Origin of the sequence: Nocardiopsis sp. NPDC049922, from assembly GCF_040660275.1 — a bacterium.
Lineage (GTDB): Bacteria > Actinomycetota > Actinomycetes > Streptosporangiales > Streptosporangiaceae > Nocardiopsis.
Map to the genome: position 1 here is coordinate 228,833 of NZ_JBFAME010000008.1, position 25,036 is coordinate 253,868.

The window sequence follows — 25,036 nt, forward strand, 5'->3', positions numbered from 1 at the left end:
GGGCGTCGCATGCCGACACACGCTGGCCTGTTCGGCCGACTGGGCCTGGCCGTCCACCGCCGGCGGTGGTGGGTGCTGGCGGCCACCGGGCTCTTCACCGCCTTCGCCGTCGTCTGGGGTTCGGGGGTCTTCTCCGACGTCAGCGAGAGCGGTTTCGAGGATCCGGGGGCCGAGTCCACCCGCGCCACCGAACTGCTCCAGGAGGAACTGGGGCACGACGACGTCGACATCGTGGCCGTCCTCCGCAGCGACGAGATGCGGGTGACCAACCCGACCTTCGCGGCCGCCGTCCAGCGCGTCACCGACGACCTTCCCGAGGACCTGGTCGCGTCCTACGACGTCTACCTGGACGAGAGCCTCAGCGACGTCGAACGCGGCATGCTCGTGTCCGAGGACCAGCACGCCACCTACGTGCCGGTGACCCTGAGCGGGGAGACCCACGCCGACCGTCTCCACCAGTTCGAGGAGGTCGCCGAGGTCCTGGCGGCCGGGCCGCTGGAGACGCACCTGGGCGGCCCCGTCGGCGTGGAGAACGAGCTGTCGGCGACCGCCGAGAGCGACATCGTGCGCGCCGAGCTGTTCACCCTGCCGGTCCTGCTGTTCCTGCTCGTGCTCATCTTCGGCGGCGTCGTGGCGGGCCTGGTCCCGCTGAGCGTCGGCGGCCTGGCCATCCTCGGCTCCCTCACCCTGCTGCGCGCCCTGACGTACGTGACCGAGGTGTCGGTGTTCGCCGTCAACGTCGCCACCATCCTCGGCCTGGGGCTGGCGATCGACTACGGACTGTTCATGGTCAGCCGCTTCCGGGAGGAACTGGACCGCGGGGACTCCGTCGCCACCGCGATCGGCCGTACGGTGGACACCGCCGGGCGGACCGTCGCCTTCTCCGGAGTCACCGTCGGCATCGCCTTCGCCGGGCTCCTGTTCTTCCCCCAGCCCATCCTCAAGTCGATCGGCTGGGGCGGGATCGCCGTCGTCGTGTTCGACCTCCTCGCGGCCCTGGTGTTCCTGCCCGCGCTGCTGTCGGTGGTGGGACGGCGGATCGACCGGCTCCGACTGCCCCTGCCGACGCGTACCGTCACCGGCGCGGTCCACGACGGCGCCGGAGCGTGGGCGCGTCTGGCCCGCACGGTCATGCGGGGCCCGGCGGTGTCCCTGGTCGCGGTCGGCGGCGTGCTGCTGATCCTCGGCTCCGGCCTTTCCGCCACCCAGCTGGGCGCCACGGACCAGCGGTACCTGCCCGAGGACGCCGCCAGCCGGATCGCCACGGAGGCGCTGGAGGAGGACTTCCCCGCCGGTGGGATGGGACGCCTGCACATCGCCGTCACCGGGGAGGTCGCGCGGGAGGACCTCACCGCGTACGCCGAGCGCCTGGAGGGGCTGTCGTCGTCGGTGGCGCTCTCCCGGGTCGAGCGCACCGGTGACGGCGTCGCGCACGTGCTGGTCGCCTACGAGGGGGAGATCGACGACCCGGAGACCGCTGAGCTGGTCCGCGAGATCCGGGCCCAACCCCTGCCCGAGGGCGCCGAGGAGGCCCTCGTGGGCGGTGTGGCGGCACGGCAGCTGGACAACGTGGCGGCGATCGTGGACGCCGTCCCCACGACCGTGGCGTTCGTCGCCGGCGCGACCGTGCTCCTGCTCTTCCTCGCCTTCGGCTCCGTGGTGCTGCCGGTCAAGGCTGTGCTCATGGGCGCGCTGTCGCTCGGCGCCTCCCTGGGCATGGTGGTCCTGGCCTTCCAGGAGGGGGCGCTCGCCGGACTGCTGGGCTTCGAGGCGGTCGGCACCATCGACCCGACCTACCTGGTGCTCATCACCGTCGTGTCGTTCGGCCTGGCGATGGACTACGAGCTGTTCCTGCTCAGCCGGGTGCGCGAGGAGTACCTGCGGACCGGGGACAACACCCACGCGGTCGCGACGGGGCTCCAGCGGACGGCGCGGATCATCACGAGCGCCGCGCTGCTGCTGGTGGTCGTGCTCGTGGCCATGGGCACCTCGGGGCTGCTGTTCCTGAAGATCATCGGCGTGGGCCTGGCCATGGCCGTGGTCGTGGACGCCACGCTGGTGCGGGCGGTGATGGTGCCCGCGACCATGCGGCTGCTCGGCGACCTCAACTGGTGGCTGCCGCGACCGCTGCGCTGGCTGCACGACCGCGTGGGCATCTCCGAGGGCGGCGCCGAGGAGGACGCCCCGGGGGAGGCCGCCCCGACCGGGCGGCCGCGGGTGCCCGAGCGCGTGTAGGACCGCGAGAGCGGAGCCGACGGGCCCGGTCGTCATCTGGGGAGCCGGGCCCGTCGGGACTTCGTTACTCGTCGAAGAGCTGGTCGATGGAGGTGATGCTCGGGACTCGGTCGGCCCAGGCTTCGAGCTGGGTGAGGTCTCGGCAGCCGATGATGCGGGCTCGCGCTTCCTCGGTCACGTGGATGTTCCGGGCCTTGACGACCCGCAGGAGCATGGCCGCTTCTCCCTCGGCCTTGCCCTCGGCCCTGAGGCTGTCCGCCCAGGGGCTGTGGTAGTCGAGGATCATTCGTCGAAGAGCTCGTCGACCGTGGCCGCGGTTACCGCCCGTTCCAGCCAGGTGTCGAGCATGTCCGCGTCCTGGCACTGGCTGATACGCTCACGTGCCTCCTCGGGAACCTCGATCCCGTGCTTGGAGAGGAGGCGCAGGATCGCCTTCGCCTCGCCCTTGGCTTCGAGACTCTCAGTCCAGGCGCTAGTGGACTCGAACGTGTCCGCCATCATGAGCTTCTCCAGTGCTTTATGTCCGTCGGTGTCGGAGAGTAGGCGGAGCGAGTAACCAATGTACTTCGCCGCCTTCTCCGGGTCGATCTTGTCGAGGCCGGCGTGCAGGGCGTCCAGGACGTCCGCCTTGCGGGCCCCGTGTGCCGTCGCCGAGAGGACCCCCAGGCCGGGGGAGGCGGCGACGGTGGTCGGGTCGGTGAAGCGCTTGCGTTCGGACAGGTCGCGCCGCACCTTCACGATGACGCCCATGGGGGAGTCGTGGGGGCCGTTGGGACCCTCGCCACGCAGCAGATGGCGACGTCGGAGCGGCGTTCGACCGGGTCGACGTGTCCGAGGTCGCAGGACTTGACTGCTCCCCTCCCTGAAGGGAAGGGGATTCTCATCACCCTTCCCGCCATGGGATGTGCGGGGATTCCTGGCTCAGGCCGCCGTGCGCCCCGGCGGGGCGCACGGTCTTATGCCCTCGACACCAGCCGGGGCCAGACCCGCCCGGACCAACACCACGAACGCCGAGTTCTTGTCCCTGGGACGCGAAACCCCGCACGCGGTGCAGGTGTACGTTCTCTCCGACAACGGCAGGCGGTGCTTGGCTCTGGCACCGCACCAACCGCAGTCCATCGTCGTAAACGCCGGACGCACCAGGCGCACGTCCCGGCCGTGCTTGCGACCCATCTCCACCAGAGCGCGCTTCGTCGCCCCGATCGCCGCGTCCGCCGCCTTACGCGCCATCGTGCTCTTGGCCAGGAACCGAGGTGTGAAGTCCTCCACCGCGATCGCGTCATGGTCACGCACCACACGCTTGGCCCACTTCCGCGCGCTGTCCTGACGTTGGCGTGCGACCTTCGCGTGCGCCCGAGCCGCCTGTCTCCTGGCCCGCTGGTAGCCCTTCGATGGCTTTCGGCCCTTGGCGGGTTTCCTGCGGGCCATCATCCGCTGGTACCGGGCCAGACGCCTGGCCGCACGCCACCCGGTCAGCATCTTGTCCAACCGGGCCGGACCGCACTCCTCCTTGGCCGCGTGTGCGGCGCGGGATTGGGCCACGCACTGGTTCCACACCCACCGACACCGATCCCACTCGCGCGACAGCGCTTGGCGGGCGGTGGACGACACACGCAGCCGAAAGGTGTACCGGGCGTACCCAGCTTCCTGGTCTGTGTGTGGTGGTGTCGTCACGATCGGCAATCTAGCCACAAGCGCCGACAGGGAAGGGAGAATCCCCATCCGGTGTGAGCCACCTCACCCCCGGGCGGCTTGGCCGTCACCACGGCCTGAGGTGGGAGGCTCCGATTCCTCCCCCTGAAGGCCGAGGCATCCTCGGAGAAAACTGGTGATCTCGCTGCGTTCGTAGTCCGGGATGCGGACGTCACGCTTGCGCAGGAACTCCACGGCCATGTCGGGGGAGTCGGAGAACAACTCCGTGTAGATCTGGTGTTCTGGGGAGATTGCCACGCACCAGATATTACACAGGGTTACTGACAAGTATGAATGAGTGACTGAATTCTTCAGTAATTCGGTTTCGTGTGGAAATGACATAGAAGAACGGGCCCGGCCGCCTTTCGGCGACGGGCCCGCTGGGTCCGTCCAGGGTCCTACCGACCGTCAGAGCGCCTTGAGCGCGCCCTCGTGGAACGGCTTGCCGTTCACGGCCTCGGACACGCCGGAGCGGTCGAGGTACGGCGTGATGCCACCGGTGTGGAACGGCCAACCCGCGCCCGTGATCAGGCACAGGTCGATGTCGGCGGGCTCGGCCACGACGCCCTCGTCCAGCATGATGCGGACCTCGCGGGCCAGCGCGCGCAGCGCCCGGTCCAGGATCGCGCTCTCCTCGGACGGGGCGGTCCCGCCGCTGAGCAGGGCCTTCACCTCCGGGTCGATGCTGAAGTCCGGCGCGAAGATCTGCGTCTTGCCGGCCTTGACCACCTCGGCCAGCTGCCCGGACACCGCGAAACGCTCCGGGAAGGCCGCGTGCAGCGTCTCGGACACGTGCAGCGCCACCGCCGGGCCCACCAGCTGGAGGAGCATCAGGGGCGACATCGGCAGCCCCAGGGGGGCGACCGCGCGGTCGGCGGCCTCGGGCTCGGTGCCCTCCTCCACGGCCGCCAGGACCTCGCCCATGAACAGGGTGAGCAGCCGGTTGACGACGAACGCCGGGGCGTCCTTGCACAGCACCGCGGTCTTCTTCAGCTTCTTGGCCGTGGCGAAGGCCGTGGCCAGCGCGGCGTCGTCGGTCTTCTCACCGCGGATGATCTCCAGCAGCGGAAGGACGGCGACCGGGTTGAAGAAGTGGAAGCCCACGACCCGCTCGGGGTGCTGGAGCTTGGACGCCATCTCGGTGACCGACAGCGAGGAGGTGTTCGTGGCCAGGACGGCCTCGGGGGAGACCACGGCCTCCACCTCGGCGAACACCTGCTGCTTGATCTCCATCTTCTCGAAGACGGCCTCGATCACGAAGTCCGCGTCGGCGAAGGCGTCCTTGGTCAGCGAACCGGTGACCAGGCCCTTGAGGCGGTTGGCCTTGTCCTGGCTGACGCGGCCCTTCTTCAGGAGCTTGTCGACCTCGCCGTGGACGTAGGCCACGCCCTTGTCCAGGCGCTCCTGGTCCAGGTCGGTCATGACGACCGGCACGTCCAGGCGGCGGGCGAACAGCAGGGCCAGCTGCCCGGCCATCAGACCGGCGCCCACGACGCCGACCTTGGTGACCTTGCGCGCCAGCTGCTTGTCCGGGGCGCCCGCGGGCCGCTTGGCGCGCTTCTGCACCAGGTCGAACGCGTACAGGCCGGACTTGAGCTGGTCGCTCATGATCAGGTCGGCGAGCGCGTCGTCCTCGGCGGCGAAGCCCTCGTCACGCGTGCGGTTCCTGGCCTCGGCGACCAGCTCGACCGCGCGGGCCGGGGCCGGGGCGGCGCCGTGCAGCTTGCCCTCGACGGTGAACCGGGCCATGTTGACCGCGTTGTCCCACGCCTCGCCCTTGTCGACCTCGGGGCGCTCGACCGTGATGTCGCCCTTGACGACCTGGGCCACCCAGCGCAGCGACTCCTCGACGAAGTCCGCGGGCTCGAAGACGGCGTCGGCGATGCCCATCTCGAAGACCTGCGTGCCCTTGATCATCTTGTTCTGGGCGAGCGGGTTGTCGACGATCAGCTTCAGGGCCTTCTCGGCGCCGATCAGGTGGGGCAGCAGGTAGGTGCCGCCCCAGCCCGGGACGAGGCCCAGAAAGGTCTCGGGCAGCGCGAACGCCGGGACGCCCGAGGAGACGGTGCGGTAGGTGCAGTGCAGCGCGACCTCGACGCCGCCACCCATGGCGGCACCGTTGACCAGCGCGAACGTCGGCACGTCCAGCTCGCCGAGCTTGCGGAACACGTCGTGCCCGAGCTTGCCGATGGCGTGCGCCTGCTCGCGGTTCTGGAGGGCGGGCACGCCGGTCAGGTCGGCGCCCACCGCGAAGATGAACGGCTTGCCGGTGACGGCGACGGCCACGATGTCGGTCCGCTCCCTGGCGGCCTCGATCGCGGCGTCCAGGCTGAGCAGACCGCCGGGGCCGAAGGTGTTCGGCTTGGTGTGGTCGTGCCCGTTGTCCAGGGTGATCAGGACCGCGGTGCCCGCCCCGTAGGGGAGCTGGACGTCACGGGAGATCGCGTTGGTGACGACCTCGGAGCCGAAGAGTTCCCTGGCCTGCTCGATCGCGGTGCTCACTTGCCCCCCTCGTAGTTGGTGTTCTCCCACAGGATGGTCCCGCCCATGCCCAGGCCGACGCACATGGTGGTCAGGCCGTAGCGGACGTCGGGGCGCTCGGCGAACTGGCGCGCGAGCTGCATCATCAGGCGCACACCCGAGGAGGCCAGCGGGTGGCCGACGGCGATCGCGCCGCCCCACGGGTTGACGCGGGCGTCGTCGTCGGCGAGGCCGAAGTGCTCCAGGAAGGCGAGCACCTGGACGGCGAAGGCCTCGTTGATCTCGATGACGCCGATGTCGTCCATCGAGATGCCCTGGCGCGCGAACAGCTTCTCGGTGGCCGGGACCGGGCCGACGCCCATGACCGCCGGGTCGACGCCGGCGAAGGAGAAGTCGACCAGGCGCATGCGGGCGTCCAGGCCGAGCTCGGCGGCGACGTCCTCGGCGGCGAGCAGCGCGCCGGTCGCGCCGTCGTTGAGCCCGGCGGCGTTACCGGGCGTCACGTTGCCGTGGGCGCGGAACGGGGTCTTGAGGCCGGCGAGCGACTCCATGGTCGTGCCGGGCCGCGGCGGCTCGTCCTCGGTGGCCAGGCCCCAGCCCTTCTCCAGGGAGCGGACGACCATCTCGACGAGGTCCTGCTGGATCTTGCCGTCGGCGTAGGCCTTGGCGACCTTCTCCTGGCTGCGCACCGCGTAGGCGTCGGCGCGCTCCTTGGTGATGGTCGGGTAGCGGTCGTGCAGGTTCTCCGCGGTGTTCCCCATGACCAGGGCCGACGGGTCGACCAGCTTCTCGGAGAGGAAACGCGGGTTGGGGTCGACGCCCTCACCCATGGGGTGGCGGCCCATGTGCTCGACGCCGCCGGCGATCACCACGTCGTAGGCGCCGAAGGAGATCCCCGCGCCGGAGGTGGTGACGGCCGTCAGCGCGCCGGCGCACATGCGGTCGATGGCGTAGCCGGGGACGCTCTGCGGCAGCCCGGCCAGGATGGCGGCGCTGCGGCCGATGGTCAGGCCCTGGTCGCCGATCTGGGTGGTGGCGGCGATGGCGACCTCGTCGATGCGCTCCGGCGGCAGACCCGGGTTGCGGCGCAGCAGCTCGCGGATGACGCGGACGACCATGTCGTCGGCACGCGTCTCTGCGTAGAGGCCCTTGCCAGACTTGCCGAACGGGGTGCGGACCCCGTCGACAAACACGACATCGCGTGCGGTTCGCGGCACGATGGGCCCTCCTTCTCAGGCGGTGGGACGGACTTGTCACGCTCATGCTACTCGCCAGTAACAAATAACGCGAGTGGTGGCGGGACCTACCGCGCGCGGACCGCCGGGAGGGGCCTCCCGGCGGGAAGGGACGGGTCCGGGAACACGGGAGAGGGGCGCGCGGACCGGATCCGCGCGCCCCCGCGTCATCGGGCTCAGAGCAGGGCGTCCGCCTCGCGGGGACGGCCCGCGGCGTTGTAGGCGCCCGCGAGGTCGCGCCGCAGCCGCAGCGTCAGCCGCCGCACCTCCGGGTCGCCCGAGGAGTTCAGCGCCACGCGGTAGGCGTCGCGCAGCACCTCGACCGCCTCGTCCGGGCGGCCCGCCTGCGTGAACGCCCGGCCGAGCCGGTGGTGCACGCCGAGCGTGTCCAGGTGGCCCTTGCCCAGGCGGCGGCGACGGGCCAGCAGCACCGTGCGCAGCTGCCCGATGGCGGCCTCGCAGTGACCCGCCAGGCTCAGCGCCATGCTCAGCCCCAACCGGAGCTCCTCCCGCCGCTCGGTCGTGGCCACGTCCACGATCGCCCGCTCGTAGTGGGCGATCGCGGCGTCCAGCCGACCGTCGCGCCGGTAGCAGGCGGCCAGGTGGCTGCGCGCCTCCACGGTGTCCTCGTCGGCCGGGCCGAACTGCTCCTCGCGCTCGCGCAGCAGGATCTCCCACTGGGCGGCGGCCTCGGTGGGCTGACCCGCGTCCTCCAGCGCCCAGGCCAGGTTCTCGCGGATGATCTCGGTGCGCGGGTGCTCGTCCCCGTGCACCGACACGGCCTCGCCCAGCGCCAGCTGGAACTGCTGCACGGCCGCCTGCCGCCGCCCCATCTGCGCGTACTTGGTCGCGAGGTTGTTGCGTGCGGTGATGGTGTCCGGGTGCTCGGTGCCGTGCCGCTCCACGAGCGACTGGAGGGTGCGCTCCAACGACGCCGCGCGCCTGCCCCCGGACTGGGCGGTCGGGGCGGGGGCGGTGGCACGGGCGGGCCCGGCGGTCCGTGGGACCGGACGGCGCGGCAGCGGCTCGGCGGTCTCGGTGGCCGTCGCGTACCCCGAGTCGACCTCGGCGCCCGCGACGGAGACCCCGGCCGCGCTCACCACGCGCACGTACTCGTCCGCCGGGTCCTCGGACGGGCCCACGGGAGCGGGCGCCGCGGTATACGCCGGGCGCGTCCTGTCCGCTCGGGACAGGCCGGTTTCGCGCAGAAGCGCACGCCAGAACGCCAGCAGACTCACCACATCTCCCTGATCGCCGCCCGCGGCGGACACCGCCGCGGATCGTCGCCTTCACCAAGAGCCCCCCGGTGTTCGGGGCACATTTCCATAACATAATCGGACACGCAGCGCGAGAACAGGCGTGAACCACCCCTCGTTTGGGGTGAGTTCGGTCACGTTGGGGTTAAGTGGGTGAAGCGGGGGTAAAAATCAGCCCTTCTCGGCTCCCGACAGGGCCGTGGCCAGGGCTTCCGCGGTCAGTCCCACCTGCCAGTCCCGGGCGCCGCGCTCGCGCAGGAACGCGGCCACCGAGTCGGCGTCGACCGACCGCGGCGGCGCCCACGCCAGCCGCCGGACGGTGTCCGGCAGGAGCAGGTTCTCCGTCGGCATCACCACGTCCTCGGCGATCCCCGTGACCGTCGCGCGCGCCGCCTCCAGCCGCCGCGCCGCCTCCGGCGCCCGGTCCGACCACCGGTTCACCGGCGGCGGCCCGTCGCCCGGCGCGTTGGGGCGCGGGAGTTCGGTCTGGGGCATGTCCCGTGCCCGGTTGACGGCCCTGATCCACGTGGTGAGGTAGCGACGCGCCAGTTTGATCCCGAACTGCCGTATCCCGGCCAGCTCACCGGAGGTGCGCGGCATCGCCGCCGCGGCCTCCACGATCGCGGCGTCCGGCAGGACCCGACCGGGCGAGACGTCCCGCTCCTGGGCGATGCGGTCCCGCTCGTACCACAGCTCACGCACGGCGGCCAGGGAACGCTGGTTGCGCACCCGGTGGATGCCCGACGTCCGGCGCCACGGATCCGGCCGCGGTTCCTTCGGCGGGGTCGCGAGCACGGCCGCGAACTCCTCGCGCGCCCACTCCAGCTTGCCGGTCTCGGCCAGCTCCTCCTCCAGCGCGTCCCGCAGCTCGATGAGGATCTCCACGTCCAGCGCGGCGTAGCGCAGCCAGTCCTCGGGCAGGGGCCGCTGGGACCAGTCCACGGCGGAGTGCTCCTTGGCCAGGCGCACGTTCAGCAGGCGCTCCACCATGAACCCCAACCCCACGCGCTGGTACCCGAGCAGCCGACCGGCGAGCTCGGTGTCGAACAGCCTGCGCGGGCGCAGGTTGACCTCCGACAGGCACGGCAGGTCCTGGTGGGCGGCGTGCAGGACCACCTCGGTCCCGTCCAGCGCCGCGTCGAGCGCGCCCAGGTCCGGGCAGGCGATCGGGTCGATGAGCGCCGAACCGGAACCCTCCCGGCGCAGCTGGACCAGGTAGGCGCGCTGGCCGTACCGGTACCCGGAGGCGCGTTCGGCGTCCACCGCCACCGGGCCCGTCCCGGCGGAGACGGCCGCGACCACACCGGCGAGCGCGTCGGCGTCGGAGGTGACGTCGGGCAGGCCCTCACGCGGCTCCCGCAGCAGAGGCGCCCTCTCAGCGTCGTCGTTTCCTGGTTCGTGAGGTTCTGTCTTGGAGTTCAACGCGTTCGCCACACCACTACGGTATGCGCTGCGGCCACCGGACGCGGAACGAGGACCGCTCCCACCGGCCTGGGACGGCCCTGGTCGGGCTCAGGACCGGGAGCGCTGCCGGGCGATGTCGGCGACGTCCAGGGGAGGCAGTCCCGAGGCCGAGGCCAGCAGCGCCAACCAGGCGTTGACATGGGCGGACAGCTGCTCCGACTCCGGCGTCCAGGAGGCGCGCATCTCCACCTCCGTGGTGGCGCCCTCGCCGGACTTGGTGCCGAACCCCTCCGTCGTGGCCCGCGTGACCGTGCCGCTGAGTGTGTGGTGGGCGGCCCCGTGCGCGTCCAACGCGTCGGTGAGCCAGCTCCAGGCGACCGGTCCGAGCAGGGGATCGGTGGCGATCTCCGACTCCAGCTCGGAGTTGACCTGGCACACCACCCGGAACGGCCCGGGCCAGTCGCGGGTGCCCTCGGGGTCGTACAGGACGATGAGCCGCCCCCAGGCGATCTCCTCGCCCTGGACGGTCACCTCGGCCGACACGGCGGCCGCGTGGGGGGCCAGCCGCTGGGGGGCGGGGATCTCCCGTACGGCGATCTCCGGGCGCACGGAGGGGCCGTGCAGCGCCTCGACCGCTCGCCGGAACGTCTCGTGCGCGTTCTCGGCGCTACCGACATCAGGCATGGTGGAAACGTCAGCCTTCATCTTGTGGTGATCACGTCCCGGGGGTCGTTCGGGCATAGCCAGCCGACCGACACCGGGGCGCGGGTCGGTTGATGGGAACGGAACCGACCGTGGCACGAGTCACCTTCGTCGGTACGGAGTTCGCACGGCGTGTCGGTGTTTTGTGATGATCTTGGGACCGTGGCGCCGGCCGACACACCGGATTCCGGGCCCGTCCGGGTCACGGTCCGGCGATCCGAGCGAGAGCACCGGAACGGGCATGGCACGATCGAGGTGTGACGCTTCAAGACTCTCCCTTCCTTCGCGCCTGCCGAGGGCTGCCCGTGTCCCACACCCCGGTGTGGTTCATGCGCCAGGCCGGGCGCTCCCTGCCCGAGTACCGCCGGGTCCGCGCCGACGTGCCCATGCTCGAGGCGTGCTCGCGCCCGGACATGATCACCGAGATCACGCTGCAGCCCGTGCGACGCCACGGCGTCGACGCCGCGATCTTCTTCAGCGACATCGTCGTCCCGCTCCGGGCCGTCGGCATCGACCTCGACATCAAGCCGGGAGTCGGCCCCGTCGTCGCCGAGCCGATCCGCGACGCGCCCGGTCTCAAGCGGCTCCGCGAGATCGAGCCCGGTGACCTGCCCTACGTGACCGAGGCGGTCGGGCAGCTCGTCGGCGAGCTGGGCGACACGCCGCTCATCGGCTTCGCGGGCGCGCCGTTCACCCTGGCCTCCTACCTCATCGAGGGCGGCCCGTCCAAGAACCACGAGCACACCAAGGCGCTCATGTACGGCGAGCCCGAGCTCTGGGACGAGCTCATGCGCCGACTGGCCGCGATCACCCTGGGCTTCCTGCGCACCCAGGTGGAGGCGGGCGCCAGCGCCGTGCAGCTGTTCGACTCCTGGGTCGGCGCGCTCAGCGCCGAGGACTACCGCTCCTCCGTGCTGCCCTACACCTCGTGGATCTTCGGCCAGCTCGCCGAGTACGACGTGCCGCGCATCCACTTCGGCGTGGGCACCGGCGAGCTGCTCGGCCTCCTCGGCGAGGCCGGCGCCGACGTCGTGGGCGTCGACTGGCGGGTGCCGCTCGACGAGGCGGTCCGCCGCGTGGGGCCCGGCAAGACCCTCCAGGGCAACCTGGACCCGGCGACGCTGTTCGCACCGTGGGAGGTCGTCGCCGGACGGACCCGCGACATCCTGTCCCGGGGACGGGCCGCCGAGGGCCACGTGTTCAACCTGGGCCACGGGGTCCTGCCGAGCACCGACCCGGACATGCTCACGCGCCTGACCGCCTACGTGCACGAGCAGACCGCCGGTTGACCGCGGGGCCGCCCGACGCGGGGTCAGCCCGTGCGGGCTGACCCGCCCCGGGGCCGCCTAGTCCGACCCGTTCCGGCCCGGTGAACCGGCATCGTCGCCGTCCCCGGTGGCGTTCGCGTCGCCGTCGGTGTCACCTCCGGCGTCGCGGTCGGTGGCGCCGCCGGCCGTCGTGTCGGTCCGGTCCGTGGCGCCGTCCTCGCGCGCGGCCCGCGCGGCGCGGGCGCGCCGCCTGAGGTACCACCACAGCGGGAGGCCGACCACCGCGGCGATCACCAGGAACGGGAGCGCCCAGCCCGCGATGACCGCGGTCCACAGGGCGACGGCCGCCAGGGCGCCCCAGCCCTGCTCCAGGGCCTCCAGGAACCCGACGGCCTCGCCGGAGGGGCCGTCCACGTAGGTGTCCGGGCTGTCCAGGCTCAGGTGCACCGTGGAGTAGGCAGTCTGGTTGTCCAGCGTCTCCAACCGCGCCTGGAAGGCCTCCAGCTCCGACTGGCGGAACTGGATCTCCTGTTCGACACGCAGCAGTTCGTCGACGTTCTCGGCCTCCTCCAGGTATCCGCGCAGCGTCTCCAGGGCCGCCTCGGCGGAGGCGATGCGGCTCTCGACGTCGGCGACCTCCTCGGTGACGTCGTCCACCGAGCGCTCCAGGGAGGACCGGTCGCCCAGCTCCGCCAGGTCGGTCAGCGCGTCCTCGTAGTCCTCGGCGGGGACGCGCAGGGTCAGCGTCGCGGTGGGCGACTCGCCGACGGGGGTCGACAGCTGCTCGGAGGACACGTAGCCGCCCGCCTCGACGGTCAGCTCCGCGGCGCGCTGAGCGGCCTCCTCCACGTCCTGGACGCGCACGCTCATGGTCGCCGTGTGGATCAGGTCGCGGTTCGCGTCCTCGACGCCGGAGCCGAGCGCGCCCGCGCCGTCCCCGGCCCCTTCCTCGAATTCCTCGGCCTGGGCGCCCACGTCCGCCGCCGCACCCTCGTCCACGGCGGCGCTCTCGGCCCGCCCGTGCGCCGACGCGCCCGCTTCGTCCGCGGTCATGGAGTCGGAACCGGCCGCGCCGCAGGAGGTCACCAGGAGAACGGCCAGACCCGTGGACAGGCCGGCCACCGTCATACGCCACCGCTGGGGGAAAGTGGTTGCTCTCATGACCCTTCGACGTGGGGCGCGGGGCGGGCGTTTCGGTCTTCGGATAACGACGGCGCAACGACGGGGTCGCGGATCGGACCGCACACGGGACGGGCGGGACGCGGGAGCCGCGCGGCGCACGGGAGCACCACCGCGTTTCGGGGACGGCGGGTCGGTGTGACCCGCGGCATCTGGAAAGCTGGGGGCATGGCAGAAGCACCGCACGTCGTCGTGGTCGGGGGAGGGGTCTCCGGACTCACCGCCGCCCACCGCCTCACCGGGTTCGGAGCCGCCGTCACCGTGGTGGAGGCCGCGGACACGCCCGGCGGCAAGCTGCACGCCTCGCCCGTGGCGGGAGTGTCCGTCGACGCCGGGGCCGAGTCGGTGCTCGCCCGCCGCCCCGAGGCCCTCGACCTCATCACCGAACTCGGCCTGGCCGACCGCGTCGTCCACCCCGGCCCCGGCTCCGCCGCGATCTACACCCGGGGCAGGATCCGGCCGCTGCCCAAGGGCCAGCTCATGGGGGTGCCCGGGGACCTGCGCGCACTCGCCCGCAGCGGAGTGCTCAGCTGGAGGGGGACCCTGCGCGCCGGGCTGGACCTGGTGTGGCCGCGCACGCCCGTACGCGGCGACCTGCCGGTGGCCTCCTACGTCGGGACGCGCATGGGGCACGAGGTCGTCGACCGGCTCGTCGAACCGCTGCTCGGCGGCGTGTACGCGGGGCGGGCCGACCGGCTCTCCCTCGACGCGGCGCTGCCGCAGATCGCTCCCATGGCGCGCGAGGACCGCTCCCTCATGCGCGCGGTGCACGCCAGCCTCGCGGGCCGGGGCGCCGCCCCCACCTCCGCCGGGCCGGTGTTCGCGTCGCTGCGCGGAGGGATCGCCGGACTCGTCGGCGCGCTGGCCGAGCGGCACGGCGACCGGGTGCGCACCGGCACGCGGGCCGACGCGCTGGGGCGCCTGCCGGAGGGCTGGCGGGTCCACCTGAGCACGGGCGACCGGCTGGACTGCGACGCCGTCCTGCTGGCCTGCCCCGCGCCCGAGGCCGCCCGGCTGCTCGCCGACCACGTGCCTGAGGCCGCGCGCGAGCTGTCCGCCGTCGAGTACGCGAGCATGGCCCTGGTGACCCTCGTGCTGCCCGCCTCGGCCTTCCCGGGGCCGCTGTCCGGCAGCGGCTTCCTCGTCCCGGCGGGGGAGGGGCTGACCATCAAGGCGGCCACCTTCTCCAGCAACAAGTGGCCGTGGATCGCCGACGAGCTGCGCGCGGCCAACCCCGGCGACGACCTGGTCGTGGTGCGCTGCTCGATCGGCCGGGGCGGCGAGACCGCGGCCCTGGAGCGCTCCGACGAGGAACTGACCGCGGTCGCCGCCGCCGACCTGGCCACGGTGACCGGGCTGGCCGGCCCCCCCGTGCGGAGCCGGGTCACCCGTTGGTGGAACGGCATCCCGCAGTACGGGGTCGGCCACACCGCACGGGTCGACCGGATCCGCGCCGCCGTCGACCGGCACCCCGGCCTGGGGGTGTGCGGCGCCGCCTACGGTGGCGTCGGCATCCCCGCGTGCGTGGCCGACGCGGGCCGCGCGGCCGAGCGCCTGGTGCGCACCCTCCCCCCGAACAGTCACACCGCCCCCGGCGGCGACGCCGAAGGAACGAACGAGCAAGGAGTCAACCCGTGACGGGCCAGCAGAACACCGCCGTCGACCAGGACGGCACCGACCTGAACGCGCTCATCCGCTACACCATGTGGTCGGTCTTCAAGGTCGAGGGCCTCGACGGAGTCGACCGGGCCGCGGCGGCCGACGAGCTCCAGACCCTCCTTGACAAGTCCGCCGAGCGCGGGATCACCACCCGCGGAAGCTACGACGTGCAGGGTCTGCGCGCGGACGCCGACATCATGTTCTGGTGGGTGGCCGAGACCTCCGAGCAGGTCCAGGAGATGTACACCGCCTTCCGCCGCACCCGCCTGGGCCGCGCCAGCACCCCGGTGTGGTCGGTCGTGGGCCTGCACCGGCCCGCGGAGTTCAACCGCGGCCACGTGCCCGCCTTCCTCGCCGGTGAGGAGCCGCGCGACCACCTGTGCGTGTACCCGTTCGTGCGCTCCTACGAGTGGTACCTGCTGCCCGACGACGAGCGCCGCGCGATGCTCGCCGAGCACGGCCGCATGGCCGCCCCCTACCCGGACGTGCGCGCCAACACCGTGTCCTCCTTCGGCCTCAACGACTACGAGTGGCTGCTGGCCTTCGAGGCCGACGAGCTGCACCGCATCGTGGACCTGATGCGGCACCTGCGCGGCGCCAGGGCCCGTCTGCACACCCGTGAGGAGCTGCCGTTCTACACGGGGCGCCGCCGGAGCGTCGCCGAGCTCGTCGACGCCCTGCCGTAACCGGCGCCGACGCGCCCCGGGCCCGTGCCGGGACGACCGTGCCCCGGGCGGGGACCCGCCCGGGGCACGTCGCGTCCGGGTGCCTCGCGATCGGCTCAGCGCCCCGCCGACCTGCGCGTCGCCAGGACGTAGAACGGGATCGTGACGATGAAGCCCAGGACCACCGCGCTCATGAGGTAGATGAGCACGTCGCCCGCGGGCAGGCCCACCCCCCAGGCGGCCATGAGGGCCACACCGGTGGCCAGGGAGCCGAGCACGGCGTAGATCTTGCGGCCGCGCGGCTTGGGGTACTCCATCCGGCTCACCATCAACCAGGAGATGAGCAGCACGGCGCAGACGCCCGCGTACAGCGGCGGGTCCATGAGGACCACGGTCACCACCGCCATCGCGCCGAACGGGCAGGGGAGCCCGGTGAAGTAGGCGGCCCCCGGCGCCTGGCAGGAGAAGCGCGCCAGGCGCACGATGACCGCCAGCAGGACGGCGCCCCCGGCGACGACCGGCAGCACGGCCGGACCGCCGGAGAACACACCCCACACCACGAAGAAGAACGCCGGGGCGAATCCGAAGCTGATCACGTCCGCGAGGTTGTCCAGTTCGGCGCCCATGCCGCTGCCGCCGAGCTTGCGCGCGACGCGACCGTCGAGGACGTCCAGGGTGGCGGCCACCAGCATCAGTCCGACGACCGTGGCCATGGCGGCCTTGGGCAGGGGCCCGCCGACACCCGAGGCGGCGTGCGCCGACTGCGCGGCGGCCAGCGCCCACACCGCGAGGAAGCCGCACAGGGCGTTGCCCAGCGTCAGGTAGTCGGCCACGCCCAGTCGGAGACGGGGGGCGTCGGCCGGGGCCGCGGTGTCGGGCTCCAGGAGCGCTCGCTCAGTCGGCGTCAAGACGGGTTTCTCCGGCACGGACCTTCTGGCCGACCTCCACCGCCGGGGCGACCCCGGACGGAAGGTAGACGTCGACCCGCGACCCGAACCGGATGAGACCGATCCTCTCGCCTTGCTCGACCTTCTGCCCCGCAGCGAGATACGGGACGATACGCCGGACCATCGCGCCGGCGATTTGAACGACCGTGACCTCACCGATCTCGGTTTCAAGGGTCCAGATGACGCGCTCATTACGCTCGCTGTCCTTGTCGAATGCGGGGCGGAAACCCCCGGGGCGGTGCTCGACCCGGGTGACCACTCCGGAGAGGGGTGCACGGTTGACGTGCACGTTCAGGGGGTTCATGAACACCGCCACCCGCGTCCGGCCGTCGGACTGGCGGTCGATGCTCTGGACGACGCCGTCGGCCGCGGAGATCAGGCGGCCGGTGGCGGGGCCCCGCTCGGGGTCGCGGAAGAACCACGTCATGCCCGCGGCCAGGGCGATCACCGGAACGGCGGCCGCCGCGCGTCGGCGGGATCCCCGGGCGGCCAGTACGGCGGCGCCCGCCGCGCCGAGGGCGGGCAGCAGCCAGGGCGCCGACCCCTGGGCCATGCCGAGGCGCGGCCGGGCCGGAGTGCGTGGGGAGGCGGCTGTGGAAGGTGAGTCGTCGGTCATCGAGCGCTTTCGTCACGGGTCGGTCGGTTCGTCCGCACCCCGGACACCACCGCGGGGCTGTCCGGCGGTGCGGGGCGCGTGCGCGGAGACCGGGTGGGTCTCCTCCGCGCGGCGCCCCGCGGGTGGGCGGAGCCGACCGTTGGTGCGCTGGAGGCGATTATCCCCGATCCGACGCCGACGGGGCGTGGGTGCCGACCCGCCGTTGGCTGGGGAGGGTACTCCCGCGTGTGTCCGGAACCAGGATGGTACGCCAACCTACTGCGTCGGGTCGGCGGGCTCCAGGGTCAGGGCGACGGAGTTGATGCAGTACCGGGCGTCGGTGGGGGTGTCGTACCCCTCACCGTGGAAGACGTGGCCCAGGTGGGAGGCGCAGGTCGCGCACCGCACCTCGGTCCGCACCATGCCGAGGGAGGCGTCCTCGTGCAGGGTGACGGCGGCGGAGTCGGCCGGGTCGTAGAAGCTGGGCCAGCCACAGTGCGAGTCGAACTTCTCACTGGAGCGGAACAGCTCGGTTCCGCACCCCCGGCACTGGTAGACGCCGGTGGTCCTGGTGTCGACGTAGGCGCCGCTCCACGGGCGTTCGGTGCCCGCCCGCCGGAGTACGGCGTACTCCTGCGCGTTGAGTCGCTCACGCCACTCCGCGTCGGTCTGGGGAATCCTCGGGGCCCCGCCGTTGGCGCCCTGTTCCGCTGCGTCAGCCATGGTGACGACGCTACCGGTAATCGGGCTCGGATGCCGCCTCGACTGCGTTTCGGAAGGAACGCTCATCACTATCTGTAGTGGGGCAAATCCTTCCTAAGGGCCATATACACCTAACCTCCCCCTGGGTCACGTTCGGTCGTCAAAGCCAGGGGTAGGCCTCAAACAGGGTCAGTGGTCGATGTGCGCCGGGGCAGGTGAGATGGTGGTTACGGCACAGCAAGCACTCGGAGTCAGCAGGCGACCACTGCGCGTGGGGAGATTCAGATACGGACTGTGGTGGCTGGATCAGGCCACCGCGGGCGTCAGGGCCTGGCCCGGATCGGTCGCCGCGGGCGCGGCGACCGTGGGCCGGGAACTGCGCTGGGCGACGGAGCTCGGCGCGCGCGTCGCCGTGGCGCGGATCGACGCCGCCAGGCCGGAGCCGTGGAACGACGGGAAGCTGCTCGCCTTCGTCACGGTCGTGGCGGCGTGCGCGTTGGCCGTCGCGCTCGTCCTCGGTCTCGGTGTCGCCCGATGGGCGATGACGGCGTCCGGCAGTCTGCCCTTCGCGGCCGCCGGGGCGATCGCGGTGGGGCTGGTGTTGCTGGTCCTGACGTATCTGGTGTTCGCCTCCAGGCGGAGTGGTCACTGAGAGAACGGAGGGGAGGGGCGCGAACGCGCCCCTCCCCTCGCGTGGCGTCGGCCGGTCTCGACGGGGCGGCGCGGGGGCGGAGGGGCGCGCGGCTCAGGCGTCGAAGTCGTACTGGAGGACGTAGGCCGACCCGTCCATGGTGATCTCGTTGAACTCGACCGGGCGGTGCCCGCCGGTCAGCGCGGTGCGGGCCACCTCCAGCACGGGCGTGCCCGCGCTGAGTTCGAGGTCGGACCGTTCCTCGGGCGTGGGCATGCGGACCCGGATCTCCTCCGTGAAGTGCGCGGGCGCGTGCCCCAGGTCGGCCAGCCGCGCGTAGATCCCGCCGGGGCCGGTGTCGTGCTCGCGCACGCGGCGGGCGGCGGGGGAGTCGCCCCGGGCCTCCAGGACGGCCAGCGGCAAGTGCGAGACCGCGCTCTGGACGGGCCTGCCGTCCACCAGGTAGCGCCGGGAGCGGCGGAGCACCCGGGCTCCCCCGGGCAGTTCCAACGCGCGGGCCACGTGCTCGGGCGCCACGGTCTCGTCGACGTCGAGGGAGTCGACCTCGTAGCCGCGGTCCTCGCTGTCGGTCTGCCAGATCGCCCTCCCGCTGCCCCACAGGTCCTTGGACAGGCGGCGCGCGCCGTGCCTGCGGACGGGCCGGAAGAGCCGGACGTAGATGCCCGAGCCGCGCACCGCCACGGCCAGACCCTCGTTGATGAGCACGGAGAGCGCCTGGCGTGCCGTGGCCCGTGCGACGCCATGGCGCTCCATCAGGGTGTTCTCCCCGGGAAGGCGGTCGCCGTCGGCGTACCGCCCGGAGCGGATCTGCCCGCGTAGCTCCTCGGCTATCTCCCGGTAGACCGGAGGGGACCCGTTGTCGGACGTCGGCACTACGTTCATCCTCTCGCCCGGGGGGCCAAGCCGGTAAGCCCCGTCGCGGTGTGTCCAATGGGGGTGTTTCCAGTGGATGGCACACATCGGGTATGTCCGGTTGCGGGGCGATTCATGCGTGGTTGTGGGGCAGCCGAAACCAACCGGATACGGTCCGGCCCCAAAGACCTCCCTATTCTCGAACGTAACGCGCGAAGAGGTTCTCCTCGGCCTCCAGGAGGTGCGCCATGCGCACGGGTGTGTTCCTGACCGACGCCCGCGTCGGGGCGCCCGGCGTCCCGGGGCCCCCGGCCACGACGCGCGGTGCGCCCGACCCCAACACGCGCGGACTGAGGGTGAGGCACAGCTCGTCCAGCAGCCCGGCTCCGACGAACTCCGCCAGCAGATGCGGACCGCCCTCGGTCAGCACCCGGAACAGCCCCCGCTCGCCGAGGGCGTTCACGACGTGTTCGGGCCCCACGGACAGACCGTCGACGACGACGAGGTCGGCGCACGCGCGGACCCGCTCGCGGCGCTCCCTGGGCGCGGACGCCGTGGTGAACACGATGGTTCGGGCGTCCTCGGGCGCCGAGGTCAGCAGGGCCTCGGGGAGGTCGAGGGTGCGGGAGACGACCGCGATCGGCGGGGTTCCGGGCCGCCCGCGCCGCAGCGGCTCCCAGACCTCACGCGGGCGGACGGGCGCGTACCCCTCGACGCGGGCGGTCGCCGCGCCCACCAGCACCACGTCGCACAGACCGCGCAGGACGCCCATCACCCTCCGGTCCGGGGCGGAGGACAGGTCGCGGCTGCGCCCGGACGGCCCGATGGCGCCTCCGTCCACACTGGAGACCATGTTGGCGCGCACGAACGGACGGTCGAGGTCGTCGGGGTAGGCGTACGCGGTGGCCAGGTCCACGTCGGCGCCGGGCTCGGGCAGGAGCTGACGGAACGGGCCGGGGCCGGAGGGCGCGGTGTTCGGGGTGTTCGGGGTGTTCGACGGCATGGTCACCAAGCGTAGGCGTTCCGGCTCCGAGGCCCGCCGGACCGGCCGCGGTGTCGGCCGCCGAGCCCTGAACCGCCCGGAGCCGTCCACCGCCGGGTCTCGGCGGCCTCGCCGAGGCGTTCGCGCCGGGACGGCGCCACCACGCGGTCGACCGGCCCCGCTCAGGGGGTGCGCCCGTGCCGGTGGGAGACCCGGCGCAGCAGCACCAGCGCCCGGTCGATCACCCGGACGGGGCCGGAGGCGGCCACGGACGGACGTCCGGACACGTCCGGCTCGGCGGTGTCCAGGACCGTCTCCCACGCCATCCCGTACTCGGTGCCCGGCACGGTGAAGTCCACCGCCTCCGCGCCGCTGTTGAGCAGCAGGAGGAACGAACTGTCGCGGATGCGCCGCCCGCGCGGGTCCGGTTCGGTGATGGCGTCCCCGTTGAGGAACACGCCCAGGGCCTGCCGGGTCGAGTTCCAGTCCGGGCCCGACATCGGCTTGCCGTTCGGACGCAGCCACACGATGTCGGGCAGCACCCGACCGTCGCCGCGCCCGCCCTCCACCGGACTGCCGCGGAAGAATCTGCGCCGGCGGAACACCGGGTGGTCGCGACGCAGACGCGCCAGGACGCGTACGTAGTCGAGGAGGTCGTTGTCGGGCTCCTCCCCGTCCAGACCGGCGCCCTTCCAGTCGATCCAGGAGATCTCGTTGTCCTGGCAGTAGGCGTTGTTGTTGCCGTCCTGGGTGCGGCCCACCTCGTCCCCGTGCGAGAGCATCACCACGCCCTGCGACAGGTACAGGGTGGTGAGGAAGTTGCGCACCTGGCGTCGGCGCAGGGTGATGATCTCGGGGTCGCGGGTGGGACCCTCCACACCGTGGTTCCAGGACCGGTTGTCGTCGGTGCCGTCCCGGTTGCCCTCGCCGTTGGCCTCGTTGTGCTTGTGGTCGTAGGAGACCAGGTCGGCCAGGGTGAAGCCGTCGTGGCAGGTGATGAAGTTGATCGAGGCGACGGGGCGGCGGCCGTCGTCCTGGTACAGGTCGCTCGACCCGGCCAGACGGGAGGCGAGCTCTCCCAGCACCGGTTGGCCCCGCCAGTAGTCGCGGACCGTGTCCCGGTACTTGCCGTTCCACTCGGTCCACAACGGCGGGAAGTTGCCCACCTGGTAACCGCCCGGGCCCACGTCCCAGGGCTCGGCGATCAGCTTGACCTGCGAGATCACCGGGTCCTGCTGGACGATGTCGAAGAAGGTGCTCAGGCGGTCCACGTCGTGGAACTCCCGCGCGAGCGCGGAGGCGAGGTCGAAGCGGAAGCCGTCCACGTGCATCTCCAGGACCCAGTACCGGAGCGAGTCCATGATGAGCTGGAGCGAGTGCGGATGGCGCACGTTGAGGCTGTTGCCGCAGCCGGTGTAGTCGAGGTAGTAGCGCTGGTCCTCGTCGCTGACCCGGTAGTAGCTCAGGTTGTCGATGCCCCGCAGCGACAGGGTGGGGCCCATGTGGTCGCCCTCGGCGGTGTGGTTGTACACCACGTCGAGCAGGACCTCGATGCCCGCCTCGTGCAGGGACTTCACCATCGCCTTGAACTCCTGCACCTGCTGGCCGCGCGACCCGAGCGCCGCGTAGCCGCTGTGCGGGGCCAGGAAGGCCAGGGTGTTGTAGCCCCAGTAGTTGGTCAGCCCGCGGGCGACCATGGCGTGCTCGGGGACGAAGTGGTGGACGGGCATGAGCTCGACCGCCGTCACCCCGAGCGAGGTGAGGTAGTCGATCATCGCGGGATGGGCCAGCCCGGAGTAGGTGCCCCGCTGGTGCTCCGGGATCCCGGGGTGGCGCATGGTCAGGCCGCGCACGTGGGCCTCGTAGATGACCGTGCGGTGGTAGGGCGTGCTGGGCCGGGACTCGTTGCCCCAGTCGAAGAACGGGCTCACCACCACGCACTTGGGCACGTAGGGCGCGCTGTCGGCGTTGTTGCGGCGCGCGGGGTCGGCGAAGTGGTAGCTGAACAGGGACTCGTGCCAGGTGAGTTCGCCGTTCAGCGCCTTGGCGTAGGGGTCGGTGAGCAGTTTCCTGGGGTTGCACCGCAGACCGTGCTCGGGCGCGTAGGGGCCGTGGACGCGGTATCCGTACCGCTGTCCCGGACCGACGCCGGGAAGGTATCCGTGCCAGACGAATCCGTCGTATTCGGTCAAGGAGAGGCGGGTCTCCTCCCCGTCGTCGTCGAACAGGCACAGGTCCACGCGTTCGGCGGCTTCGGAGAAGAGCGAGAAATTGGTGCCGGACCCGTCGAAGGTCGCACCGAGCGGATAGGAACTACCGGGCCAGACTTCCACCATTGGCGTCGTCAGTCTCTTGGTGTCAGGGCCTTCGCCAGCCGGTTCGGGGGCACTGTGTCCCGCCACGGCCCGAAAGCGAGCGGTCGCGTTCGCCTTCTTCCTTCCGCCACGGTCGCCGAATTATGCCGGTCAGAGGCGATGATCATTCGCGCCCTGTCTCGATTTGTGGCTTTTCGTGGGAATTATCAGCGTGTTCCAGTACGGGCCGACGCGGGGCCGGGCGGTCGGGCAGGGCGCCCTCCCCGACCGCCGGGACTACCTCCGGGGACGGGCCCGCTCCAGGATCGCCTCGCTGTCGATCCAGCCCGGCAGGGTGCCGAAGACGTGGCCCCACTCACCGCCCAGACGACTGGCGGTGAAGGCCTCGGCGACGGGGGTCGGCGCGTACCGCAGCAGCAGCGACGCCTGGAGGGTGAGCGCCATCAGTTCCACCACCGACCGGGCGCGGGACTCCGCCTCGCCCAGGTCGGACAGGGTCTGCTCCAGGCGCCTGAGGGCGGCGTCGAAGTAGGCGTCGAAGCCCGAGGCGGCGCGGAGTTCGGCGAGCACGGCCTCCACCGACTCCGGGGACCGGCCCATCGCGCGCAGGACGTCCAGCGCGGCCACGTTCCCGGACCCCTCCCAGATGGAGTTGAGCGGGGAGTCCCGGAACAGGCGGGGCATCCCCGACTCCTCGACGTACCCGTTGCCGCCCAGGCACTCCAGGGCCTCGGCCGCGTGCGGGGGCTGCCGCTTGGTCACCCAGAACTTGCCCACGGCCACGCCCAGACGGCGGAAGGCGGTCTCCGCCTCGTCCCCGCGGACCGACCGGTCCACGGCCCCGGCCAGGCGGGTCATCAGCGCGGTGGCCGCCTCGGACTCCAGCGCCAGATCGGCCAGGACGTTGCGCATGAGGGGCTGCTCCGCCAACCGGGAGCCGAAGGCGGAGCGGTGCTCGGTGTGGTGGAGGGCGTGCACCACGGCGGCGCGCATCCCGGCGGCCGACCCGATGACGCAGTCGAGGCGGGTGCTGTTGACCATGTCGATGATGGTGGGCACACCCCGACCCGGCTCGCCGACCAGGTGCGCGACGGCGCCGTCGTACTCCAGCTCGGCCGACGCGTTGGACCGGTTGCCCAGCTTGTCCTTGAGCCGCTGGACGCACAGCGCGTTGCGGGTGCCGTCGGGCAGCACACGGGGGACGAGGAAGCAGCTCAGGCCCTCGGGCGCCTGGGCGAGGGTGAGGAAGAAGTCGCTCATGGGCGCCGACGTGAACCACTTGTGCCCGGTCAGCAGGTGGTGGCCCTCGGCGGTGGGCACGGCGCGCGTGGTGTTGGCCCGCACGTCCGACCCGCCCTGCTTCTCGGTCATCGACATGCCCGCGATGAGCCCCCGCTTGCTCAGCGGCGGGCGCAGGCCGAAGTCGTAGGTCCGGGAGGTGAGCAGGGGTTCGTACCGGGCGGCCAGCTCGGGGGCGTGGCGCAGCGCCGGGACGACCGCGTAGGTCATCGAGATCGGGCAGCCGTGGCCGCTCTCCGGCTGCGACCAGAGGAAGAACTTGGCGGCGCGCGCCACGTGCGCGCCCGCGCGGTCGTCGGCCCACGGGGCCGCGTGGAGGCCGTGCTGGACCGCCTGCTCCATGAGCACGTGGTAGGCGGGCTGGTAGTCGACCTCGTCCACGCGGTGGCCGTACCGGTCGTGGGTGCGCAGGACGGGCGGGTAGGCGTTGGCCGACTCGCCCCAGGAGCGGACCCGTTCGGTCCCGGCGGCGTCGCCGACCTCGCGCACCTCGGCCTCGGCCCACCCGGCGCCCTCGCGCCGCAGCCCCTCCAGGAGCGCCGGGTCCTCCGCGGCCGCGTAGTCGCCGAGCGGGATGGCCTGGTTGAACACCTCGTGTGTGGCGGGCATCGTCGCCTTTCCGTCCGTGGGTCAGCGGTGGGAGTGGCGGCATCCTAACCCGTGGACCCACCTCGAACAGAATCGGGTTCGGTTGTGGAGTGGCCTGCGACCTCCCAGCCCCGAACGCGGAGCCGTGGGCGACGGAGTCACCGCCCGGGCCGGTCACCACGACCGTCCGGGACCGCGCCCGGGGCGCGGGGGAGTGGCGCCGCGCGGGCCTGGGTCATGCACTGGTCGCGCCGCGTCCGCACCCGCCCCCGAGACCCGTGCCGCCGTCCATCCCGGCTCAGGCTCGCACCGGGCACCCCGCATCCGC

The 25,036-nt window shown here is 72.2% G+C and carries 22 protein-coding genes; 5 read left to right on the forward strand and 17 right to left on the reverse strand.

Annotation, left to right across the window (positions count from 1 at the left end):
* The first annotated feature begins 9 nt into the window (after nucleotides 1-9).
* Entirely contained in the window at nucleotides 10-2,235 is a 2,226-nt protein-coding gene (locus AB0I72_RS17095; RefSeq protein ID WP_358569016.1) for an MMPL family transporter, read from the forward strand.
* A 64-nt stretch (nucleotides 2,236-2,299) separates the two neighbouring features.
* Here AB0I72_RS17095 and AB0I72_RS17100 read toward each other — a convergent pair whose 3' ends face one another.
* The 9 genes from AB0I72_RS17100 to AB0I72_RS17140 all read right to left on the reverse strand — a co-directional run bounded on the left by AB0I72_RS17100 (nucleotide 2,300) and on the right by AB0I72_RS17140 (nucleotide 10,987).
* Nucleotides 2,300-2,521 (reverse strand): hypothetical protein, encoded by a 222-nt coding sequence (locus AB0I72_RS17100; protein ID WP_358569019.1) that lies wholly within the window; start codon nucleotides 2,519-2,521, stop codon nucleotides 2,300-2,302.
* A complete protein-coding gene (locus tag AB0I72_RS17105) occupies nucleotides 2,518-2,985 on the reverse strand; it encodes a hypothetical protein (RefSeq protein WP_358569022.1) in 468 nt (155 codons plus the stop codon). The genes AB0I72_RS17100 and AB0I72_RS17105 overlap by 4 nt, the downstream gene beginning before the upstream one ends.
* 171 nt (nucleotides 2,986-3,156) lie before the next feature.
* The gene (locus AB0I72_RS17110) at nucleotides 3,157-3,777 is read right to left on the reverse strand and encodes a transposase (RefSeq protein WP_358569025.1); all 621 of its coding nucleotides are present in this window, start codon (nucleotides 3,775-3,777) and stop codon (nucleotides 3,157-3,159) included.
* A 195-nt stretch (nucleotides 3,778-3,972) separates the two neighbouring features.
* Nucleotides 3,973-4,185, reverse strand: a complete 213-nt coding sequence (locus AB0I72_RS17115) for a hypothetical protein (protein ID WP_358569028.1) — start codon at nucleotides 4,183-4,185, stop codon at nucleotides 3,973-3,975.
* 150 nt (nucleotides 4,186-4,335) lie between these two features.
* Nucleotides 4,336-6,429: a 3-hydroxyacyl-CoA dehydrogenase NAD-binding domain-containing protein gene (locus AB0I72_RS17120; protein WP_358569031.1), complete on the reverse strand. Its 2,094-nt coding sequence runs from the start codon at nucleotides 6,427-6,429 to the stop codon at nucleotides 4,336-4,338.
* Entirely contained in the window at nucleotides 6,426-7,625 is a 1,200-nt protein-coding gene (locus AB0I72_RS17125) for an acetyl-CoA C-acyltransferase (protein WP_358569034.1), read from the reverse strand. The genes AB0I72_RS17120 and AB0I72_RS17125 overlap by 4 nt, the downstream gene beginning before the upstream one ends.
* Nucleotides 7,626-7,819: 194 nt before the next feature.
* Nucleotides 7,820-8,872 (reverse strand): tetratricopeptide repeat protein, encoded by a 1,053-nt coding sequence (locus AB0I72_RS17130; RefSeq protein ID WP_358569253.1) that lies wholly within the window; start codon nucleotides 8,870-8,872, stop codon nucleotides 7,820-7,822.
* Between the two features lie 198 nt (nucleotides 8,873-9,070).
* Complete coding sequence (locus AB0I72_RS17135; protein ID WP_358569037.1) at nucleotides 9,071-10,333, reverse strand: ribonuclease D; 1,263 nt, start codon at nucleotides 10,331-10,333, stop codon at nucleotides 9,071-9,073.
* A 78-nt stretch (nucleotides 10,334-10,411) separates the two neighbouring features.
* Nucleotides 10,412-10,987, reverse strand: coding sequence for a DUF3000 domain-containing protein (locus AB0I72_RS17140; protein ID WP_358569040.1), 576 nt, complete (start codon nucleotides 10,985-10,987; stop codon nucleotides 10,412-10,414).
* Between the two features lie 275 nt (nucleotides 10,988-11,262).
* Here AB0I72_RS17140 and hemE point away from each other — a divergent pair, with 275 nt between their 5' ends.
* The gene (gene hemE, locus AB0I72_RS17145) at nucleotides 11,263-12,294 is read left to right on the forward strand and encodes a uroporphyrinogen decarboxylase (RefSeq protein ID WP_358569043.1); all 1,032 of its coding nucleotides are present in this window, start codon (nucleotides 11,263-11,265) and stop codon (nucleotides 12,292-12,294) included.
* A 57-nt stretch (nucleotides 12,295-12,351) separates the two neighbouring features.
* On the opposite strand, the gene AB0I72_RS17150 is transcribed toward hemE, so the two are convergent.
* Nucleotides 12,352-13,434, reverse strand: a complete 1,083-nt coding sequence (locus tag AB0I72_RS17150) for a DUF4349 domain-containing protein (protein WP_358569046.1) — start codon at nucleotides 13,432-13,434, stop codon at nucleotides 12,352-12,354.
* 186 nt (nucleotides 13,435-13,620) lie between these two features.
* Between AB0I72_RS17150 and hemG the strand changes: the two genes are divergently transcribed.
* Both hemG and hemQ read left to right on the forward strand, forming a co-directional pair.
* A complete protein-coding gene (gene hemG, locus AB0I72_RS17155; protein WP_358569049.1) occupies nucleotides 13,621-15,090 on the forward strand; it encodes a protoporphyrinogen oxidase in 1,470 nt (489 codons plus the stop codon).
* Complete coding sequence (gene hemQ / locus AB0I72_RS17160; protein ID WP_358569052.1) at nucleotides 15,087-15,797, forward strand: hydrogen peroxide-dependent heme synthase; 711 nt, start codon at nucleotides 15,087-15,089, stop codon at nucleotides 15,795-15,797. Before hemG ends, hemQ begins: the two co-directional genes overlap by 4 nt.
* Before the next feature lie 95 nt (nucleotides 15,798-15,892).
* On the opposite strand, the gene AB0I72_RS17165 is transcribed toward hemQ, so the two are convergent.
* From AB0I72_RS17165 to msrB, 3 genes are all read right to left on the reverse strand, one after another.
* Nucleotides 15,893-16,684 (reverse strand): CDP-alcohol phosphatidyltransferase family protein, encoded by a 792-nt coding sequence (locus tag AB0I72_RS17165; protein WP_358569055.1) that lies wholly within the window; start codon nucleotides 16,682-16,684, stop codon nucleotides 15,893-15,895.
* On the reverse strand, nucleotides 16,671-17,339 hold the full coding sequence (locus AB0I72_RS17170) for a phosphatidylserine decarboxylase (RefSeq protein WP_358569058.1): 669 nt from the start codon (nucleotides 17,337-17,339) through the stop codon (nucleotides 16,671-16,673). Before AB0I72_RS17170 ends, AB0I72_RS17165 begins: the two co-directional genes overlap by 14 nt.
* A 255-nt stretch (nucleotides 17,340-17,594) precedes the next feature.
* Nucleotides 17,595-18,041: a peptide-methionine (R)-S-oxide reductase MsrB gene (gene msrB, locus AB0I72_RS17175; protein ID WP_358569061.1), complete on the reverse strand. Its 447-nt coding sequence runs from the start codon at nucleotides 18,039-18,041 to the stop codon at nucleotides 17,595-17,597.
* A gap of 250 nt (nucleotides 18,042-18,291) precedes the next feature.
* Here msrB and AB0I72_RS17180 point away from each other — a divergent pair, with 250 nt between their 5' ends.
* Entirely contained in the window at nucleotides 18,292-18,672 is a 381-nt protein-coding gene (locus AB0I72_RS17180; RefSeq protein ID WP_358569064.1) for a hypothetical protein, read from the forward strand.
* Nucleotides 18,673-18,765: 93 nt separating this feature from the next.
* Here AB0I72_RS17180 and AB0I72_RS17185 read toward each other — a convergent pair whose 3' ends face one another.
* From AB0I72_RS17185 to AB0I72_RS17200, 4 genes are all read right to left on the reverse strand, one after another.
* Nucleotides 18,766-19,554, reverse strand: coding sequence for a GntR family transcriptional regulator (locus AB0I72_RS17185; RefSeq protein ID WP_358569067.1), 789 nt, complete (start codon nucleotides 19,552-19,554; stop codon nucleotides 18,766-18,768).
* 163 nt (nucleotides 19,555-19,717) lie between these two features.
* The gene (locus tag AB0I72_RS17190; RefSeq protein WP_358569070.1) at nucleotides 19,718-20,527 is read right to left on the reverse strand and encodes a pyrimidine reductase family protein; all 810 of its coding nucleotides are present in this window, start codon (nucleotides 20,525-20,527) and stop codon (nucleotides 19,718-19,720) included.
* Nucleotides 20,528-20,688: 161 nt separating this feature from the next.
* Entirely contained in the window at nucleotides 20,689-22,842 is a 2,154-nt protein-coding gene (gene glgX, locus AB0I72_RS17195) for a glycogen debranching protein GlgX (RefSeq protein ID WP_358569073.1), read from the reverse strand.
* A 255-nt stretch (nucleotides 22,843-23,097) separates the two neighbouring features.
* Nucleotides 23,098-24,729, reverse strand: a complete 1,632-nt coding sequence (locus AB0I72_RS17200) for an acyl-CoA dehydrogenase family protein (RefSeq protein ID WP_358569076.1) — start codon at nucleotides 24,727-24,729, stop codon at nucleotides 23,098-23,100.
* Nucleotides 24,730-25,036 lie beyond the last annotated feature (307 nt).